Genomic DNA, 20,402 nt, shown 5'->3' on the forward strand with positions numbered 1-20,402 from the left:
ATCCCACGTTGAACATTCTCCTATCCTTTCGTATTTTATCGCCGCTTTTTTATAGCGAACGAATCTTCAAACCAACTAATTAAAATAATGAAACTCAAACTTCTCTCTCTCATTTTATTTTTATCAGCATTTTCATTTTCCCAACAGAAAGAAACTATTGACCGACTCTTTCGCTTTCCCGCAATTCACGGAAATCAAATTGTGTTTTCGTATGCAGGAGATTTGTACACGGTCGATACAAAAGGCGGCATTGCGCGAAAACTTACTAACGATGTCGGTTACGAAATGTTCGCGAAATTTTCTCCGGATGGAAAATGGCTTGCCTTTACAGGACAATACGACGGCAATACGGAAGTGTATTTGATGTCGAGCGATGGCGGAGTTCCAAAGCGGCTCACATACACAGCAACACTTGACCGTGACGATGTTTCCGATAGAATGGGACCCAATAATATTGTAATGACGTGGCGTGACGATAAAACAGTTGTTTATCGCTCACGAATGATTTCTTTCAATGATTGGAAAGGCCAGTTATTTTACGCAAGCACTGACGGAGGAAGCCCCGAACAACTTCCGCTTCCGCGCGGTGGTTGGTGTTCGTTTTCTCCTGACAAAAAGAAAATGGCATACAACAGAATTTTCCGCGAGTTCCGAACGTGGAAACGATATCGCGGCGGACAAGCAGATGAAATTTCAACTTATGATTTCAACACAAAAAAGACGGAAAAAATAACCGACAATAACGCGCAAGATTATATGCCGATGTGGACAAACGGAAATAAAATTTACTACAACTCCGACCGTGATGGAAGATTGAATTTATTTTGTTACGACGTTGCAACAGAGCAAACAAAGAAAGTTACCGACTTCAAATATTACGATGTGAAATTTCCTTCGCTTGGTGATAATGCGATCGTGTTTGAAAACGGCGGCTACATTTATCGTTTGGATTTAGCGACAGACAAATCGGAAAAAATTGCGATTACGATTGAAGAAGATTTTGCAAACGGAAGAAGCAAATTGATTGACGTTTCAAAGAGTACTACGAATTATGAGATTTCTCCCGATGGAAATCGTGCATTGTTTGGCGCGCGCGGCGATGTGTTCACCGTTCCAGTAAAATACGGCAACACGAGAAACCTTACACAAACTCCCGGTGTTCACGAGCGAAGTTCAAAATGGTCGCCTGATGGAAAATGGATTGCCTACATTTCCGACGCGAGCGGCGAAGACGAAATTTGGATTGAAGCACAAGATGGAAATTCCGAACCGAAACGCATTACAACAAACGGTGATAATTACAAATATCAAATCACGTGGTCGCCGGATAGCAAAAAAATTATGTGGGCAGATAGAAAACAGAAATTGTATTATGTTGATATCGAATCGAAAAATATTACCGAAGTTGCAAAAGCTGAAGCGTTTGAAATTTCCGATTACAATTGGTCGCCGGATAGCAAATGGATTACGTATGCAAAACCGGAAGTTGACGTACTCACAAAAATTTATTTGTATTCGCTCGATTCCAAAGAAACGATGGAAGCAACGGATGGTTGGTTTTCTTCATCGAATCCAACATTCAGCAGCGACGGAAAATATTTAATCTTCACGTCCGATAGAAGTTTCAATCCGATTTCGAGCAACACGGAATTCAACTATGCGTATTTCGATATGCAAAAAATTTATTTCCTAACATTATCGAAAGACACAAAATCACCGTTTGAACCGAAGAGCGATGAGGTGAAAATAAAATCCGATGAAACAAAGAAAGATGAAAAATCTGACGACAAAAAGAAGGATGAGAAAAAGGACGACAAGAAAAAAGTTGAAGTGAAAGTTGATGCGAATGGTTTGAAAGAACGCATTGCTGTTCTTCCAATTTCTGCGGCGAACTACGGAAACATTACTGCGCTCGAAGGAAAAGTATTTTACAATCGCAATGGAAGTAAAGATGAAAAAGCAAAATTATTTCTTTATGATTTAGAAAAACAAAAAGAAACCGAACTCGGCGATTTCGGTGGTTATGAAATTTCTGCCGATGGAAAGAAAATGCTTGTCAGTGCGGATGGTTCGTTTGCGATTATTGATTTGCCTTCTTCAAAAATTGAAATGAAAGACAAACTCAATCTTTCCGATATGAAAGTTACGCTCGATAAGCAAGCAGAATGGAATCAAATCTACAATGAATGTTGGCGGCAAATGCGTGATTTCTTTTTCGACCCGAATATGCACGGCGTTGATTGGAAACACTTTCGTGAGAATTATGCGCCGCTCGTAAAATCCGTGAACAACAGAATGGATTTAACGTACATCATCGGAGAAATGATTGGCGAAATTAATGCAGGACATACATACGTCGGTGGTGGTGAATACGCAAAACCGGAACGCATCAAAACCGGATTGCTTGGCGCTAAGTTGGAACGCGATGCTTCTTCGAAATATTATCGCATCAAGAAAATTTTCAAAGGACAAAACTGGGAAACGAATGTTCGTTCTCCGTTAACAGAAATCGGCGTGAAAGTGAACGAAGGCGATTTCATTATTGCAGTGAATGGAAAACAAACAAACGAGATGAATGACATTTATGCTTCGTTGGTGAACACTGTCGGAAAACAAGTTACGCTGAAAGTGAATTCAAAAGCAAGCGAAGAAGGTGCGCACGAAACGGTGGTTATTCCGATTGGCGATGAAAAAGGTTTGTATTATTACGATTGGGTAAGTACGAACATCGAGAAAGTTTCCAAAGCGACGAACGGAAAAGTCGGTTACATTCACATTCCCGATATGGGAACGAACGGATTGAATCAGTTTGTAAAATATTATTATCCGCAACTTACAAAGCAAGCATTGATAATTGACGATAGAGGAAATGGCGGAGGAAATGTTTCTGCGCAAATTACCGAGCGGCTCAAACGTGAACTTGCGATGATTGATATTGCGCGCAACACTGTTCCATCTGTGAATCCCGACGGAATGCAATATGGACCGAAAGTATGTTTGCTCGATGAATTTTCTGCAAGCGATGGAGATATTTTTCCTTATCGTTTCAAAAAATATAAATTAGGAAAACTGATTGGCAAACGCTCGTGGGGAGGAGTTGTGGGAATTCGAGGAACACTTCCATTACTCGATGGAGGATTTTTGAACAAGCCGGAATTTTCCCGCTACGATATCGACGGCAAAGAATGGATAATGGAAGGTTACGGCGTTGACCCCGATATTGTTGTAGATAATGACCCAGCGAATGAATTTGCAGGTGAAGATGAACAACTCAACGAAGCAATCAAAGTCATTCTCGAAGAATTGAAAACCAAACCGCACGAACTCGCGAAACCGCCAAAGTATCCGGATAAGAGTAAGTAGTTTTTTAGCCACGAATTGCACGAATTAACACAAAAATTCATTCGTGAAAATTTGTGTAATTCGTGGCAAAAATTGTTATCAAAATGAATCAGTACGATTTTTTAGACCGGAATAATATTATTCAACTCGGTATTGAACCTAATCGCATTGATATTCTAATGGAATTAGTAGGAGTCAATTTTGAGACTTGTTACAATTCAAAAATCGTAATCGAAGTTGATGGAATAAAAATCAACGTCATTGACAGAGATAATCTCATCAAAAACAAACACAGTGTTGGACGATTAAGCGATTTAGCCGACGCTGAACAATTGAAACTGAAACGAAAGAACTAATTCAAAAAAAGTTTGAACAATATGCAACTCGTGAAAGGCGATTCCCTACGGTTTCGCTTTTTTGTTTTTCCTTCGAGAGAAATTCAATAACTTTTTCCCGTTTTTTTTAGCCCACATAAAAAACTATGTTGATAAATGAGCAATTCGAAAGTTTCACAGCCACAAACAAAACGTGATTTTCTAAAATACATTTTAGGCGGCGGACTCTTTGCGTGGTTCGCATCCATAACGTATCCGATATTATCATATCTCAAACCGCCGAAGCAACGCGAAGTAGAAGTGAAAAGCGTGAAAGTCGGAAAACTCAGTGATATGGAAAAAGAAAGCGGGCAACTGATTCGATTCGGAAATAAACCGGTCATTGTTGTGCGAACGGCAAGCGGTGATGTTCACGCATTTAACGCAACGTGCACACATCTCGACTGCACCGTGCAATACAAAAAAGAATTCGGAGTTATTTGGTGCGCGTGCCATAACGGAAAATATGATTTGAACGGAAGAAATATCTCGGGACCTCCACCCAAACCATTGGAAGAATATCGTGTCGTCATTAAAAACGAAGAAATTTTTGTTTCAAAAAAAGTATGAAAACACTTCTGAAAAAAATATACTCGTGGATAGATGAGCGCGTTCACCTTGAAGACGTTATTCATTTTATGGGGAAAAAATATGTTCCCGTTCATAGTCATACTATATGGTACTATTTCGGCGGTGTTTCGTTGTTTCTCTTCATCATCCAAGTGTTCACCGGAATACTTCTTTTGTTGTATTATAAAAGCGGCGAAGAACTTGCATTTGAAAGCATTCAGTTCATAATGTCGAAAGTGCAATTCGGGTGGCTGATTCGTTCGGTTCATAGTTGGGCGGCAAATTTATTTATTCTTGCGGCGTTTATACATATGTTCAGCGTCTACTTCGGAAAAGCATATCGCAAACCGCGTGAAATAACGTGGCTTACAGGAATGTTGATGTTGTTTCTCGCTTTCGCATTTGGATTCAGCGGATATTTACTACCTTGGAACGAACTTGCATTCTTTGCAACGAAAGTAGGAACCGATATCGCAGGTGTTGTTCCCGTTGTTGGAAAATCCATCATGATTTTTCTACGCGGAGGAGAAGACGTAACAGGCGCAACACTGACACGACTTTTCGGATTTCATGTTGCAATTTTCCCTGGCATATTCACGGTGTTGCTCGCCATTCATTTGCTTCTTGTTCAGCGACAGGGAATGAGTGAACCACTGGAACATTCCGTAGAAAAAAACAACGAGCGAAAAACAATGCCATTCTTTCCGAATTTCATTCTGCGCGATTTATTGTTATGGCTTATCGTATTAAATATTCTTGCGATACTTGCGGTATTTTTTCCGTGGGAATTGGGAAAGAAAGCAGATGCGTTTGCTCCTGCGCCTGCAGGAATAAAACCAGAATGGTATTTTCTTTTTATGTTTCAAACGCTCAAATATATTCCCGCGCAAATTTGGTTTATTGATGGCGAAGTTCTGGGAATACTTCTCTTTGGAATTGCAGGATTGCTCTGGATGCTTGTTCCGTTTTGGGATAAAAAAAGTTCGCGCGGAGAACGAAACCGATTTGTTAATTATTTTGGGTTGTTTGCAGTGATATATATTATTGTTTTTACAATCATCGGATGGTTAGTATGAAGAAAAATTTGTTGAAAAAATTCTTGCCGTTTCTTGTTTGCGTTTCATTGGTTGCGGCGAAAGAAAAGGATAAATGTTTCGAATGTCATCAATCGTTAGGAGATAAACCATCGGAATTGTTTGCGCACGATGTTCATTTTCAAAACGGAATTTCGTGCGCCGGTTGTCACGGAGGAAACGCTCACGCGGAAGATATGGAACAAGCGATGAATACAAACGCGGGATTTCTTGGCGTTCCAAAAGGAGATGCAATTTCCGAAGCGTGCGCAAAATGTCATTCGAACGAAGTAATGGTTTCAAAATATCAATCGCAGTTGCCTCGCAATCAACTGGAAAAGTTGGAAAGTAGTGTTCACGGAAAAATCGCAACATCGGGAAAAGAACATATCGTACAATGTATAACGTGTCATAATTCGCATGGAATTGTTTCCGTAAAAAATTCTGCATCGCCCGTGTATCCGTTGAATGTTGTAAAAACGTGTACGCAATGCCACGCCGATGTAGCATATATGAAAACGTACAATCCTTCGCTTGCCGTTGACCAATTGGAAAAATATCGGACAAGTATTCACGGAGAAAAAAATGCAAAGGGCGATGCAAACGTTGCTGAATGTGCAAGTTGTCACGGAAGCCACGATATTCAGAATGCTAACGATGTTCGCTCGCGCGTGTACCCTACGAATTTACCGCAAACCTGCTCAACGTGTCACTCGAATGCAGAGTATATGAAAGAATATAATATTCCGACTAATCAGTTTTCGGAATTTGCGAAGAGTATTCACGGAGTTGCATTGTTGCAAAAAAAAGATTTTGGCGCGCCCGCGTGTAATGATTGTCACGGAAATCACGGAGCAACTCCGCCGGGAATTTCTTCTATTTCCAAAGTGTGCGGAAGTTGTCATGCATTGAACGCAGAATTGTTTTCCGAAAGTCCACACAAAAAAGCATACGATGAACGCAACTTTCCCGAATGTGAAACGTGTCACGGAAATCACGGTGTGGTAGATGCAACGGATAAACTTCTTGGCGTTAATGAAGGAGCAGTATGCATCAAATGTCATCAGCAAGATAAATTTCCGAAAGGATATGCAACGGCAAAAACATTTCGTTCACTCATTGATAGTTTGGAATACGTTTTGAGCGAAGCAATACGACTTGTGGAAGACGCAGAACAAAAAGGTATGGAAATTTCCGAAGCAAAGTTCAAACTTCGCGAAGCGCATCAGGCGCGAATGGAATCGCGTACGATGATTCATTCATTCAACGAAGAAAAATTTCTTGAGGTATCACAGCGAGGATTTGACGTTGCTGAATTTGTTCACAGTGAAGCCGCCACTGCGGTGGATGAATTTTATTATCGTCGCTGGGGATTGGGAATTTCGACATTTATTATTACGATTGTTGCTGTTTCGTTGTTTTTTTATATCCGCCGTATTGAAAAGCAACAACAAACTAACGAAACTTCGTTACCATAAAACCAATGTTTTTTTCATCACAATGGAGTTTGCTTGTTTCAAATAATGTGAACTCCATTTTTATTTTTTACAACAATATTTATTTATATGAACTTCGGTCAACTCACAATCTTCGTCGCGTTTTTTTCTTCACTTATCGCAACAATTCTTTTTTTCTTTGATGGCAAAAAAATGTTTGCGCCTCAAAGCAAAAAAAGAAATTCGTTGTTCTCTTCAACTATTGCCATTCGATTATTTTGGACAAACGTTGGAGCAGTCGTCGCCGCATCAGCAACGTTGCTGTATATTTTAGTATCTCATCAATTTCAATACGCATACGCGGTACAATATAGTTCGTTGTCGCAACCGTTTATCTATTTGATTTCTGCATTTTGGGCGGGACAAGAAGGAACTTTTCTTCTTTGGGCGCTCTTCGTGAGTTTAATGGGAATTGTTATTCTTCAAAAAGAAAACAGTGATAACTTTGCCTTGTCGGTTGTAAGCGGATTCCTCGCATTTCTCTATCTCATTATGCTCGTAAAAAGTCCGTTTGAAGTTTCAAGTGAAATACTTTCCGATGGAAAAGGAATGAATCCGTTGTTGCAAGACCCATGGATGGCAATACATCCTCCGATTTTGTTTCTTGGGTATGCGGCAACAATTTTTCCGTTTGCGTTTGCTATATCCGCTTTACTTAGAAAAAATTATGAACAGTGGAATTCGCTTGGTTTTTCGTGGACACTTTTTGCAACACTTGCACTTGGAGCAGGAATTATTATCGGCGGCTTTTGGGCGTACGAAGTGCTTGGTTGGGGAGGATATTGGGGATGGGATCCGGTCGAAAATTCGTCGCTTGTTCCATGGATGACGTTGCTTGCATTGGTACACGGTTTTGTTGTTCAGAAAGCAAAAAATTCCCTTGCGCGTACGAATATCTTTCTTGCCATCATTACGTTTATTCTTGTTTTATATGCAACGTTCCTTACGCGTAGCGGCGTACTTGCGGATTTTTCCGTTCATTCGTTTGTAGATTTGGGAATAAACAATTATTTGATTGGTGGAATGTTTGCAAGTATTCTTCTGGGAGTTGGATTATTTTTCAAACGGTTTCGGGAAATTCAGTCGCCGAAAATTGACACATCTAATTTCAATCGCGAAGTTGCATTGTTGTTGAGTATTGTCATTATTTGCGCGGGAGCATTATTCACGTTTGTCGGAATGTCGTCGCCGATATTAACAAAACTTGTCGGAAATGCATCGCAAGTGGAACCATCATTTTACAATAAAGTGAATTTTCCGGTTGCGCTTGTCATTGCGTTGCTTCTCGGATTAACACCGTTTCTTAGTTGGTCAGAAGAACGATTGCAGTTTTTGAAAAAATATTCGTTGCCGCTTATGCTTACTGCGCTTGCAACGGTTATCGCGTACGTTGCGGGAGTTACTTCTGCATTGTTATTATTGTTTGTTGCGCTTTCTGTTTTTGCATTGATAAGCAATGCTATAATTATGTTTCGTCAATATCGAAGTGGATGGATGAATTTAGGAGGACCAATTTCTCATATTGGTATAGCGCTGATGTTTCTTGGAATCATCGGTTCGGGAAATTATGATGAGAAAGTGCAATTTTCCTTACATGAAAATGAAACAAAAAGCGCATTAGGATTTCAATTTACTTTTAAGGGAATTTCGGAACAAAACTCGCTGAAACCAAAAGTGAATTTGGAAGTTTCGGACGGGAAAACAACGTTTCTTGCAACGCCCAAATTATATTTCAGCGAATACAATCAAGCGACGATGCGTGAACCGAGCATAAAAATATTTCCCTTGACGGATTTATACATTTCTCCGTTGGAACTTCAATCGCATAGCGCCGAACATTCGTATCCAACGTTTGAACTTGCGAAAGGCGATTCGTTGCAATTGGGAGGATATCTCATTAAATTCGTACGCTTTGAAACGGGGCAACATACGGAACCAGGAATGATGAATGTTGGTGCGCTCTTAAAAGTTCTATCGCAAGGGAAAGAGTATGAACTTATCCCGCGCATTTCGATAAACGAACGTGGAGAACAGAAATCTCTTCCAGCAGAATTACCGGCAATTCAGTTTCCAGCAAAAGGTGCTGCGCATCCTCAACTATCGCTTGAACGAATGAGTGTCGAGCAAAAAAAAGTTGTTCTCGGTTTACACGGTTTTGATGAACATCGTAATGCTGGAATAGAGCAAACGTTGTTTCTTGAAGTGAACACAAAACCGTTGATGATGGTTTTATGGACGGGCGTTGTTCTTCTTCTTGCGGGAACATTTATTGCGTGGAGAAGAAATGGAAAAGAAAAAGGAAGTTCGTGATGAAATATCTTGCATTTTTTTACTTGCTTGTTCTTTGTTGTTCTCCTGTTAGCATTTCGCAGGAAATAAAAACCGGCGGAACAATTTCCGGATACCTTTTCGGAGATTATTTTTACAAGGTAAAAGGAACTGCGGCGTTAACCGGAGTTTCCGTTTCACAGTATTCAGGTGCGAAAAAAACGGAGCAGGCGTTTCAATTGCGCAGAATGTATTTGTATTATGATTATATATTCAACGAAACGTTTTCTTCTCAAATACTTGTTGAAGGAAATGATAAAACTCTCATCGGCGGAAAAATGAGTGTGTTCGTCAAAACATCGTTTCTTGAATGGAAAAAATTGATTCCCGAAGGAAGTTTATACATCGGATTAGTGCCAACGCCGACGTGGAGTACTACGGAGAAAATTTGGAATTATCGTTCCATTGAAAAATCAATTATTGATTATCGAGGATTGGGCATTGGTTCCGATTTGGGGATTTCAGTAAAAGGAAAACTTGATGGTGAAGGAATGTTTCATTATGCAGTAATGTTTGGAAACGGAACGGGACAAAAGCCGGAAAACAATAAATACAAAAAGTATTATTTTTCTTTGAGCGCAAAACCGTTCAACGATTTTATTGTCGAAGGATATTTTGACTTTGAACCGAATGAGCATCAACTTCATAAAACGACGAGAAGAATATTTTGTGCGTATCAATCTTCCATTGCCTCCGCAGGATTAGAATTGGTACAACAAACGCAACGAAAATCAATTGCAGCCGGAGGCGATATAAAACCGTTCGGAATATCATTTTTTGCATGGGCGCCATTGCCAAAAACTGAACATTGCAATACGTTTTTTCGCTTTGATACGTATAATCCGAACACAGAAACAGATATTGCGGGATTCAACGAAACATTCGTTACACTCGGATTCGATTATATGCCGATTCCTAACGTTCATATAATGCCGAATATTTGGATAAATTCGTTTTCAGAAAAAAGTTCGGTAAACGCAAAAAAAGATTCAGATATTGTTGCACGATTGACTTTTTACTATGTGAATAAATAAAAAGCAAAGTTAAAACTTACTATATGATAATGAGATTTATTGCGTTAGAAGTAAAAATATTCTCAATGCTGTAAAGAAATTCGGCAGATATTTTTCACACGTGAAAAGAGCAGCAAACGCATAAAAATTTGACAAAAAGGTCAAATGAATAAAAAACAGTTTTTTTGAATAATTTCAAATTGAAGTGAAAAAAAACTGTTATTTTTTTTTTAAAAATAATATGGCACGAAAATTGTGTTAGTGAGGAACGTAGTTAATATCTCACAATAGAAAATTTTTATTACAATTTTCGGAGAATATTTTTATGAAGCAATTCGTTTTATTCATCATTGCAATATTTTTTTCTACAACAGCAGCGTATTCACAAAAAGCCGCAATTAAAGTAGAAGCAATCAATAACGGCGATTTGTCGCGTGTATCAATTTTGCTGTTAGGAATTAATAACGGAATAGAATTACCGAAAGAATTTGCCTTAAAGCAAAACTATCCGAATATTATGACGCCGGAAAATACGAAGTAACGTGGCTCGGAAAAGATGATATCGGATTACATGTTTCAAGCGGCGTGTATATTTACCGATTGGAATCAGGAACATTTTCTGTCTCGAAAAAGATGTTAATGATGAAATAAAATAATCTCTTCATCAAAAAAAACCCACGTTATTGAACGTGGGTTTTTTTGTTACATCTATGTTATTTAGCGTATTATACTTTTCAAAATCTTTATAGATAATGATTTCTTTCTTTAAGTAAAAAGCAATAACCAAAAGTGAAAAGTGATTTCTATACAACGAAATCGCTTTTTTGTTTTTCCAATTTCTTACTCAATTTCTTTCTATATTTCACACAAGAAATTTTCAACAACAATTCATCCAATCTTCAATCTCAAATTCTCTACGTTTCTGAAACTTATTCCTCTATGCACTACACAACCATTTCCGTTACGAAAGAACATTCCTACGCTATTATTCAATTTCAGCGCGCAGAAGTGTTAAACGCTCTCAATATCAAACTGATGCAGGAACTTGTTGATGCGCTTGAATTGCTCGACAAGGATGACGAAGTCCGCGCAATAATTCTCACGGGAAACGAGAAAGCATTTGCTGCGGGAGCAGATATAAAAGAAATGGCAGAAGCATCGGCGATGGAAATGTTGACTCGCGACCAATTTGCGCGATGGGATAAAATTCGAAAAGTGAAAAAACCCATCATCGCAGCAGTCAGCGGATTTGCACTTGGCGGCGGATGTGAACTTGTAATGGCGTGCGATATTATTATCGCAAGTGAATCGGCAAAGTTCGGACAACCGGAAATAAACATCGGAGTAATGCCGGGAGCAGGAGGAACGCAGCGATTAACACGAGCAGTAGGAAAAGCAAAAGCGATGGAAATCATTCTCACCGGAAAAATGTTTTCTGCAAACGAAGCGTTGCAGTGGGGACTCATCAATAAAGTTGTTCCCGCAGAATATTATTTGGAAGAAGCAAAAAACATTGCAAAAGAAATTGCAAGCAAGCCGCCAATCGCAGTTTGTCTTGCCAAAGAATCTATTTTGAAATCGTTCGATACGACGATGGAGGGAGGATTGGAATTTGAACGGAAGAATTTCTATTTGCTGTTTGCGAGCGATGACCAGAAAGAAGGAATGAACGCATTTGTTGAAAAACGAAAAGCGGAATGGAAAGGGAGATGATGTTGAAAAAGTTTTCCCAATGAAATTTTCATAACTTTTGCCGTAATTTTTTGCCGAATGTATCGGAGGTTCAACCAAAGTTTATTATGAAGAAATCAATATTATTCTTACTTCTTGTATCTTTCTCGCCTTCCTTTTCGCAAGTGGAACAGAAAATCTCACCTCTGTTGCAACAGAAACTTTCCATCGCAACAGAAGATGAACAACTGCTCGTATGGATATTTTTTACAGATAAAGGAATTGCAACGGAACGATATTTTGCGAACCCGATTGCTGTTGTAAGTGAAAAATCTCTTCAGCGTCGCGCAAAAGTTTTCCCCGTTTCTTCCCTTATTGATTACAGCGATTTGCCCGTGAATGAGCATTATATTTCTCCACTTCTGGAATTGGGTTTTCGTTTGAAACATACATCGAAGTGGTTTAATGGCATAAGCGGCTATGTTCAAAAATCATCTCTTGAACAATTTGCACAGTTTTCTTTCGTACAAAACATAGATGTTGTGTATACATTGAAAAAGAAATACAACGTTGAAGATAACGCAACACAAATTATTCCGAGTGACCATTTGCAAAAAAACGAACATACATATAATTATGGTTCATCGTTCACACAACTGAATCAAATCAATGTTCCCCCCGTTCACGATTTGGGAATAACGGGACAAGGAATAGTTATCTGCGTAATGGATGCAGGTTTCAATAATCTTCCGCACGAAGTTTTTGCGAATATGAATATCATTGCGAAATGGGATTTTGTGAATAATGACCCCGATGTTGGCGATGGAAACGATATGGGAAGCGGCTCGCACGGAACGCAAACACTTTCGACGATTGGCGGATTTAAAGAAGGAAAACTCCTTGGTCCAGCGTTTAGCGCAACGTACATTCTTGCAAAAACAGAAAATACCGACAGCGAAACTCCGATTGAAGAAGATAACTGGATTGCTGCTGCTGAATGGGCAGATAGTATCGGTGTTGATGTTACGTCCACTTCGCTTGGATATATTACATTTGATGCGCCGTATCCAAGTTACACGTGGCAAAGTATGAACGGAAATACTTGCAGAATAACAATCGGCGCAGATATGGCGGCGGCAAAAGGAATTGTCGTCGTGAATTCTGCTGGAAATGAAGGAGACGACGCAAACCATAACACGCTTGGTGCGCCTTCCGATGGCGATAGCGTTATTGCAGTTGGCGCCGTCGGTTCTTCCGGTTCGCGTTCGTCGTTCAGCAGTGTTGGTCCCACAGTTGACGGAAGAATCAAACCTGATGTGATGGCGATGGGTTCAAGTGTTGCTGTAGCAAGTCCATCGAATGTTTCGGGATATACAACGAGCAGCGGAACGTCATTCAGTTGTCCGCTTGCAGCGGGAGTTGCAGCGTTGATACTTTCTGCGAATCCTGTTCTTACGCCAATGCAAGTTCGTGAAGCAATGAGAAATACCGCATCGCGGTATAATAATCCCGATAAGTATTACGGATGGGGAATTTTGGATGCGTATGATGCGCTCAATTATTTTCGAATTCAGATTGCACATATTCCGTTAGCAGATACGGAAAATCCGAATCGCGAGCATAAAATTTCTGCAACATTTTCTTCTCATTTTCCGTTGAGTGAATCGCAATATGTTTTTTACTCTGTTAATTCTGCACCGCATTTTGATTCTGTGTTGATGATACCAACGGGAAATACAAATTCGTTTGAAGCAGTAATACCTATTTCAGAAAACAATGTTACCATTCGCTATTTTATACGCGCATCGCTTGCAACGCCCGTATATACGTATTTGCCCTTTAATGCGCCGGAAGGATATTTTCAGTTCTTTGTTGGAGAAGATACTATGCCTCCCGTTATTTCACATCGTCGCCTTGGAAATCAATCGCTTCTTACGTGGCCTCCTGTGATTACAGCAAACATTACTGATAACATTGGTGTAAAAAATGTTTCGGTTCAATGGAAACATAACGGCGTTCAACAGGAGGAATTTTTACTCGTGCGTTTCAACAATACCATAGAATTCCAATTAGAAATTCCTTTAGCCGATTCGTTGGTTTCCGTCGGCGATATTTTTTCGTACAGAATTATTGCAACAGATTCTGCAACGCAAACAAACACAACATTTTATCCCAACGCTTCAACGGAAATTTCTTTTACTGTTGTGAACTTCGCGAATTACACAACTACGTTTGATTTGACAAATGGCGAACTTACTTCAACAAACGATTGGCAATGGGGAACTCCACAACCTTTGCCTTCGCCGCATTCTTCGCCAAAAGTATGGGGAACAATTCTCAACGGTAATTACTCAACAGGTCCTTTACTTTCAACGTTGAACACACCTTCGCTTTACGTAACAGATGCAAATGCGACATTTTCGTTTTGGCATTGGTACATCATTGAAAATAGATACGACGGTGGTAACGTAAAAATTTCCGTCAATGGAAATCCGTTTGTACTCATCACACCTCTCGAAAATTACGACGACGGTGGTAACGTAAAAATTTCCGTCAATGGAAATCCGTTTGTACTCATCACACCTCTCGAAAATTACGACACAACACTTTCAACACAGTATCAAAATCCCATTGGAGGAGAGCGTGCATTCAGTGGAAATTCGGGAACGTGGAAAGTTGCAACATTTCATTTGAATGGCATTGTTAATGTTGGCGACAACGTTATTTTCTCGTTTCAATTTGGTGTTGATACATACGTTGAATATTCGGGATGGTATATTGATGACATTGTTTGTAACGGTTTAGGATGGATTCCGGTTTCCGTTTTGCAATCGCAAATGGAAATTCCGCAAACGATTTCGTTGTTGCAAAATTATCCCAATCCATTTAATCCGACGACAACGATTCGATTTGAAATTCCCGTAGGGGCAATTCATGAATTGCCCTTACAAACAACGTTGAAAATTTACAACATTCTTGGACGAGAAGTAGCAACACTTTTGAATAATGAAGAAATGGATGCAGGCAAACACGAAATTCAATTCGATGGAAGTAAATTTGCAAGCGGAGTGTATTTCTATCGGTTAAGTGTAATACAACGTGGAAAGTTGTATTCTATTGAAACGAAGAAAATGATTTTGTTGAAGTAAGGTGTGCGGATTTCTCGAATCCGCGAGTTCGTGAACGTAGAGCCAATTTGGGAAATGGTCTCTGCTTACGCATTCGTAAAAATGCGAGGGTGGCAAATATACCGAGGTAAGTTTTTCAGGTAAGAGGAAATAAGTTTTCCTTTTCAAGAAAATATTTCCTATTTTCAATCCGAAATTTTACTCTGAACTGCGTGGACGTTTTTTCACGTGGTTTTTTTCACGTGCAGTTATCTCTGAAATAAAACCTTTACCAAAGGTATCTGATTTTTCAAAAAATTACAATTCATTATCTATAATCGTTAAGGAACATTGTTATGAAGAATTTCAGCACTCTTCTTTTTACTCTACTCATATTGTTATTTTCAACAAACGCTAACGCGGGTTTTCCACGTACGGTTCTTTGTGAAGATTTTACCAGTACAACGTGTCCACCGTGCGCGCCCGCAAATCAATACTTTGATAACTGGTATGCAAATTACGGCGGACAAGACCAGGTTGCCGTTATCAAATACCACGTGTGGTGGCCCTCGCCTGGAAATGACCCGTATTATCTCGCGAACACCTCCGATGTGCAAACACGAAACACGTACTACGCAAACAATTACGCGCCGCATTTGTTTATTGACGGAAATGTTGATGGCGGTTCGTCGTACACTTCGTGGCCCGGTTTGATTGAGCCGCGATTTTTCAGTTTCAGTCCGTTTGAAATAAAACTTTCCGGAACATTCAACGCAACAAGCGGAACAGTAATTATCAAAGTTCGAAACGATGGGACAACAATCCCAAGCGGAACATTGGTGTTGCATACAGTCGTTATCGAAAATGGTTTGTTATACACTGGTCCCAACGGTGACCCGCGGCATGAACAAGTAATGCGAAAAATGTATCCGAATGCAAGCGGCGAAACATTTACTATTGCTTTAAACGATTCGCTTTCATTCACAAGAAATATTACGTGGAACTCGAATTGGGGGATGAACAATAGCGAAATAGTTGTCTTTGTACAGGTAAAAGAAACAAAAGCAGTGTTACAAGCCGCAAAACAACGCATTGACGAACTCGTTGTTGGTGTCAATGAACAAACGGTGCTACCACAAAAAGTTCTGCTTCACCAAAATTATCCGAACCCGTTCAATCCTTCGACACTCATTACTTATGATTTACCCGTTAGTTCGTTTGTTACGCTTCGCATCGTGAATATTCTTGGACAAGAAGTCGCAACAATAGTGAACGAGCAACAGGAAGCCGGAAATCACTCCCTCGTATTTGATGCAAGCGGGAAAAAATTTTCCAGCGGTGTGTATTTTTATCGTTTAACAACGGGAAACACAACACAAACTCGAAAATTTGTTTTGATGAAGTAAATTTTTGCAACGAGTTACAATTCAATCCCACGTATTTCACAATGCGTGGGATTTTTTTTCGACAGTTTTTTTTTCGGCGAATATGGAAAAGAAAATATTTTTAGAAATCCACACCCCAAGATTTTTTGTATATATTCTCGCCCAAAGAAAATAAAAAGAATGGCGATTAAAATAACAACTGAATTAAAGATGAAAGAAAACTCCGCAATAGCGGATATATCTTTGATGATGCTTGCAATATGTGATATAATATTCTCTTATCATTTTGTGAGTAAAGGAAACGTGTATTATGAAAACTACGATACGATGCGGCACAACACGACGTATTCGTCACTCTGAGCACAGTGCAACGAAGTCGAAAAGTGAAATATGAAATTCTATCCCTTCATTCTCATCACCGAAGAAATGCTCGATGAAGCGTTGCGGCTTGTTCCAACAACGCAAGTGAAACGCACGATTGCATCGAACATTGATACGCTCGCTGGGCATTTGGGAGAATTTGCTTTTGCGCAATTTTATTTCGGTGATTGGAAGAAAAATAATGTCGGAAAGAATAAAGGCAAAACCGATTTCCAAAATTTTGAGATAAAGACTTCCGCGTTTCCATTCAGTGAAAAATTGAATTTACTTGTCCGCGAAGATTACGCGATGAAACGCAAACCAAAATTTTATGTACAAATTATTCTCGATGTTGATTCACGAAATGCAAATACGATTTCGCCGAACACGAAAGCATACATTTGCGGTTTTGCTACTGCGGAAGATATTGATAACGCGCCGCTCAAAGATTTCGGAAGTAAACTTTCTGAACGCGGCGGATACAAGTGCAAATATATTTCCATCAAAAATTTGAAACCAATTGAAGAATTGAGAAGAGAACACGGATGACACCGATGAAACGGATTTACACGGATTGAATCAGCGAAAATCAGTTTCATCCGTGTCATCTGTGTTCAAAAAAAATTTATGCTCGAAAAAATTAAACAACTCGAACTCATCTCGCGAAAACATCTTGAACCAACCTCGCAACAACGCGATGAAATGACGAAGAAAATTCTTTCGTACTCGGAAAATTTTCTCGACAACATTTACGAACTTCCCGCGTACGTGATGGATGAGAAAAAAGGAATTGACATTTACAAGACACCTATTTCTGAAAACGGAATTTCGCTCGACGCAACGCTTGATGTTCTCAAAACCAATGTTGACACGCCCGGATTGAATCCTGCAAGCGGCGGACATCTCGGCTATATTCCCGGCGGTGGAATTTATTATTCCGCGCTTGGTGATTTTCTCGCCGATGTTACGAATCGTTATGCAGGAATTTTTTTTGGTTCTCCCGGTGCAGTGCGTTTGGAAAATTTACTTATTGATTGGATGGCAGAAGTTGTCGGATATCCAAAATCCACTGCGGGAAATTTAACATCAGGTGGAAGCATTGCAAATCTCATCGGCATTGTTACCGCGCGCGATGCGATGAATGTGAAATCGAAAGATGTAGAAAAATCCGTTATCTATCTTTCCGAACAAGTTCATCATTCTGTTGATAAAGCGATTCGCATTGCGGGATTGAATGAATGTGTGTGGCGTTACGTTCCTCTCGATGAACAATATCGGATGAAAAGCGATGAACTCGAAAAGCAAATTCTTGAAGACAAAAAAAACGGATTGAATCCATTTCTCGTTATCGCTTCTGCCGGAACAACAAACACGGGAACAGTTGACCCGTTGAAAATAATCGGCGACATCGCAGGCAAATATAAGTTGTGGTACCATATTGATGCGGCGTACGGTGGATTTTTTATTTTATGTGACGAAGGGAAAAAAGTTTTGCACGGAATGGAAATGTCTGATTCGCTTTCGATTGACCCGCACAAAGGTTTGTTTCTTCCGTACGGATTGGGAACAATTCTCGTGAAAGATAGAACGAAAATATTTGAATCGCATCACTATCTTCCGCCGTATTTGCAAGACACATTGAAAGCAAACGACGAACTTTCTCCCGCAGATTTATCGCCGGAACTTACCAAACATTTCCGCGGATTGCGTTTGTGGTTGCCGCTGAAATTTGTTGGCGTTGCTCCGTTTCGCGCGGCGATTGAAGAAAAACTTTTGCTTGCGCGGTACTTTTGGGAAACAATTCAAACGTTCGACGGATTTGAAGTGGGACCGTATCCCGATTTATCGGTCGTGATGTATCGCTATGTTCCGAAACGCGGCGATGCGAATGAATTCAACAAACGCCTTGTCCACGAAGTGCAAAAAGATGGAAGAGTTTTTATTTCTTCGACAATGATTGACGGAAAATTTGTTTTACGCGTTGCAATTTTGTGTTTCCGTACACATTTGCAAACAATTGATTTTGCATTGAAGATTTTAAAAGAGAAAGCGAAAGAGATTGAGAAAGAGTTTGAAATAAAAAAGTAACTCACAAATTTATTTGTGGGACTGGAAAGAATCATTATGTTTTACGAAACCGTTTCAACGGTTTCACAATCTGAGAAAAAAACAATGCCACATTCATTCACTAAACTTTGGGTTCATTGTGTCTTTTCGACGAAAGATAGAGAACCGCTCATTGAAGAATCGTTTGCAGAACAATTATTCGAGCATATAAAAGAGAATTTGGTTTCTGATGGCTGTATTGTTCGCTGTATCAATGGCGTTCAAGACCACGTTCACATTTTGTTTTTACAGAATGCGAAGAAAAGTATTTCAGAACTTGTAAAAAATCTCAAAGGAGAAAGTTCACATTGGGTAAATCAAAATAAATTTCTGAACAAAAAATTCGCTTGGCAAATTGGTTATGGTGCGTTTTCGATTAGTGAGTCAATGATTGAACAAGTAGAAAAATATATTCACAAGCAAAAAGAACATCACCGAAAGAAAACTTTTGCCGAAGAGTATGAAGGATTTTTGCAGCGTTATGGTTTTGAAGCCAAAAATGTTGAACAATAAACAAGCGGAAAAATCGTTGAAACGATTTTTCCTTGTAATATTTTTCTCTCCTCCCACAATTGAAATTGTGGGTTATACGTTCACAAAAACAAATTTAATTCTATGAACATTCTCGTACTTAACTGCGGCTCATCGTCTGTAAAATTTCAAATCATTGAAACGGATTTAGACTTGATTGATAAAAATTCCGACAAGCGTTTAGCAGGCGGAGTAATAGAACGCATCGGAAGTCAATCGCTCGTTACTTTTCAAGCGGAAGGAAAGCAAAAAGTAAAACAAGCAACACCGTTACGCGACCATCGTGCGGCAATTGATTTTATTCTGCGCTGGATAATTTCTCCTGAGTCAAAAATCGCAAACATCAATTCGCTCGCTGATATTCACGCCGTTGGTCATCGCGTTGTGCATGGTGCGGAAAAATTTACCAAATCCGTTCTCATAGACGAGAGCGTCATTGAAGGAATTGAAGATTGCATCGAACTTGCGCCGTTGCATAATCCCGCAAACGTAAAAGGAATTCGTGTCGCGCGTGAACTTCTCGGAGCAGGAATTCCTCAAGTCGCTGTGTTCGATACGGCGTTCCATTCCACGATGCCGGAAACAAGTTATCTCTACGCAATTCCGTATCAACTCTATCGCCGTTACAAAATTCGCCGCTACGGATTTCACGGAACGTCGCATCGGTATGTTGCATATCGCTATCGTCAATTGCTGAACATCAAGCGAGAGGAAACAAATATCATCACGATTCATCTCGGCAACGGATGTTCTGCTTGCGCAATTAAAAATGGAAACTCTGTTGATACATCAATGGGAATGACGCCGCTTGAAGGACTTGTAATGGGAACGCGAAGCGGCGATATAGACCCTTCAATTACGTATTTCATTCATCACAAAGAAGGATTATCGTTCGATGAGTTGGGCGTGATGTTCAACAAACAAAGCGGATTGCTCGGCGTTTCCGGTTTGACGAATGATATGCGTGAACTTATTGATGAAGAAACAGAACATCAGGATAGACGCGCGCGGCTTGCAATTGATATGTTTTGTTTGCGCGTGAAAAA

Annotated in this window: 16 protein-coding genes; all 16 read left to right on the forward strand. The window is 39.7% G+C overall.

Features of this window, described 5'->3' with window-relative positions; translation table 11 throughout:
- Window positions 1–78 precede the first annotated feature (78 nt).
- On the forward strand, window positions 79–3,363 hold the full coding sequence (locus FJ218_04275; GenBank protein MBM4166121.1) for a protease: 3,285 nt from the start codon (window positions 79–81) through the stop codon (window positions 3,361–3,363).
- An 83-nt stretch (window positions 3,364–3,446) separates the two neighbouring features.
- The gene (locus FJ218_04280) at window positions 3,447–3,698 is read left to right on the forward strand and encodes a hypothetical protein (GenBank protein MBM4166122.1); all 252 of its coding nucleotides are present in this window, start codon (window positions 3,447–3,449) and stop codon (window positions 3,696–3,698) included.
- A gap of 135 nt (window positions 3,699–3,833) precedes the next feature.
- Complete coding sequence (locus FJ218_04285; GenBank protein ID MBM4166123.1) at window positions 3,834–4,286, forward strand: Rieske (2Fe-2S) protein; 453 nt, start codon at window positions 3,834–3,836, stop codon at window positions 4,284–4,286.
- Window positions 4,283–5,362, forward strand: coding sequence for a cytochrome bc complex cytochrome b subunit (locus FJ218_04290; GenBank protein MBM4166124.1), 1,080 nt, complete (start codon window positions 4,283–4,285; stop codon window positions 5,360–5,362). The genes FJ218_04285 and FJ218_04290 overlap by 4 nt, the downstream gene beginning before the upstream one ends.
- Window positions 5,350–6,837 carry a hypothetical protein gene (locus FJ218_04295; protein ID MBM4166125.1) on the forward strand — a complete coding sequence of 496 codons (1,488 nt, stop codon included), beginning with the start codon at window positions 5,350–5,352 and terminating at the stop codon, window positions 6,835–6,837. The genes FJ218_04290 and FJ218_04295 overlap by 13 nt, the downstream gene beginning before the upstream one ends.
- A gap of 87 nt (window positions 6,838–6,924) precedes the next feature.
- Window positions 6,925–9,165 carry a hypothetical protein gene (locus tag FJ218_04300; protein MBM4166126.1) on the forward strand — a complete coding sequence of 747 codons (2,241 nt, stop codon included), beginning with the start codon at window positions 6,925–6,927 and terminating at the stop codon, window positions 9,163–9,165.
- Window positions 9,165–10,217 (forward strand): hypothetical protein, encoded by a 1,053-nt coding sequence (locus tag FJ218_04305; GenBank protein ID MBM4166127.1) that lies wholly within the window; start codon window positions 9,165–9,167, stop codon window positions 10,215–10,217. Before FJ218_04300 ends, FJ218_04305 begins: the two co-directional genes overlap by 1 nt.
- Window positions 10,218–10,521: 304 nt before the next feature.
- Window positions 10,522–10,737, forward strand: a complete 216-nt coding sequence (locus FJ218_04310; protein ID MBM4166128.1) for a hypothetical protein — start codon at window positions 10,522–10,524, stop codon at window positions 10,735–10,737.
- Between the two features lie 398 nt (window positions 10,738–11,135).
- Window positions 11,136–11,909, forward strand: coding sequence for an enoyl-CoA hydratase (locus tag FJ218_04315; GenBank protein MBM4166129.1), 774 nt, complete (start codon window positions 11,136–11,138; stop codon window positions 11,907–11,909).
- An 86-nt stretch (window positions 11,910–11,995) separates the two neighbouring features.
- Window positions 11,996–15,016 (forward strand): T9SS type A sorting domain-containing protein, encoded by a 3,021-nt coding sequence (locus FJ218_04320; protein ID MBM4166130.1) that lies wholly within the window; start codon window positions 11,996–11,998, stop codon window positions 15,014–15,016.
- A 314-nt stretch (window positions 15,017–15,330) separates the two neighbouring features.
- Window positions 15,331–16,380 (forward strand): Omp28-related outer membrane protein, encoded by a 1,050-nt coding sequence (locus tag FJ218_04325; GenBank protein MBM4166131.1) that lies wholly within the window; start codon window positions 15,331–15,333, stop codon window positions 16,378–16,380.
- 159 nt (window positions 16,381–16,539) lie between these two features.
- Window positions 16,540–16,719, forward strand: a complete 180-nt coding sequence (locus FJ218_04330) for a hypothetical protein (protein ID MBM4166132.1) — start codon at window positions 16,540–16,542, stop codon at window positions 16,717–16,719.
- A 30-nt stretch (window positions 16,720–16,749) separates the two neighbouring features.
- A complete protein-coding gene (locus FJ218_04335) occupies window positions 16,750–17,268 on the forward strand; it encodes a hypothetical protein (protein MBM4166133.1) in 519 nt (172 codons plus the stop codon).
- A 78-nt stretch (window positions 17,269–17,346) separates the two neighbouring features.
- Window positions 17,347–18,807, forward strand: coding sequence for an aminotransferase class I/II-fold pyridoxal phosphate-dependent enzyme (locus tag FJ218_04340; protein MBM4166134.1), 1,461 nt, complete (start codon window positions 17,347–17,349; stop codon window positions 18,805–18,807).
- 84 nt (window positions 18,808–18,891) lie between these two features.
- A complete protein-coding gene (gene tnpA / locus FJ218_04345) occupies window positions 18,892–19,338 on the forward strand; it encodes an IS200/IS605 family transposase (GenBank protein ID MBM4166135.1) in 447 nt (148 codons plus the stop codon).
- A 102-nt stretch (window positions 19,339–19,440) separates the two neighbouring features.
- On the forward strand, window positions 19,441–20,402 hold a 962-nt coding region (locus tag FJ218_04350; protein MBM4166136.1), incomplete at its 3' end, for an acetate kinase.

The sequence above is a fragment of the Ignavibacteria bacterium genome, from assembly GCA_016873775.1.
GTDB lineage: Bacteria > Bacteroidota > Ignavibacteria > UBA10030 > F1-140-MAGs086 > JAGXRH01.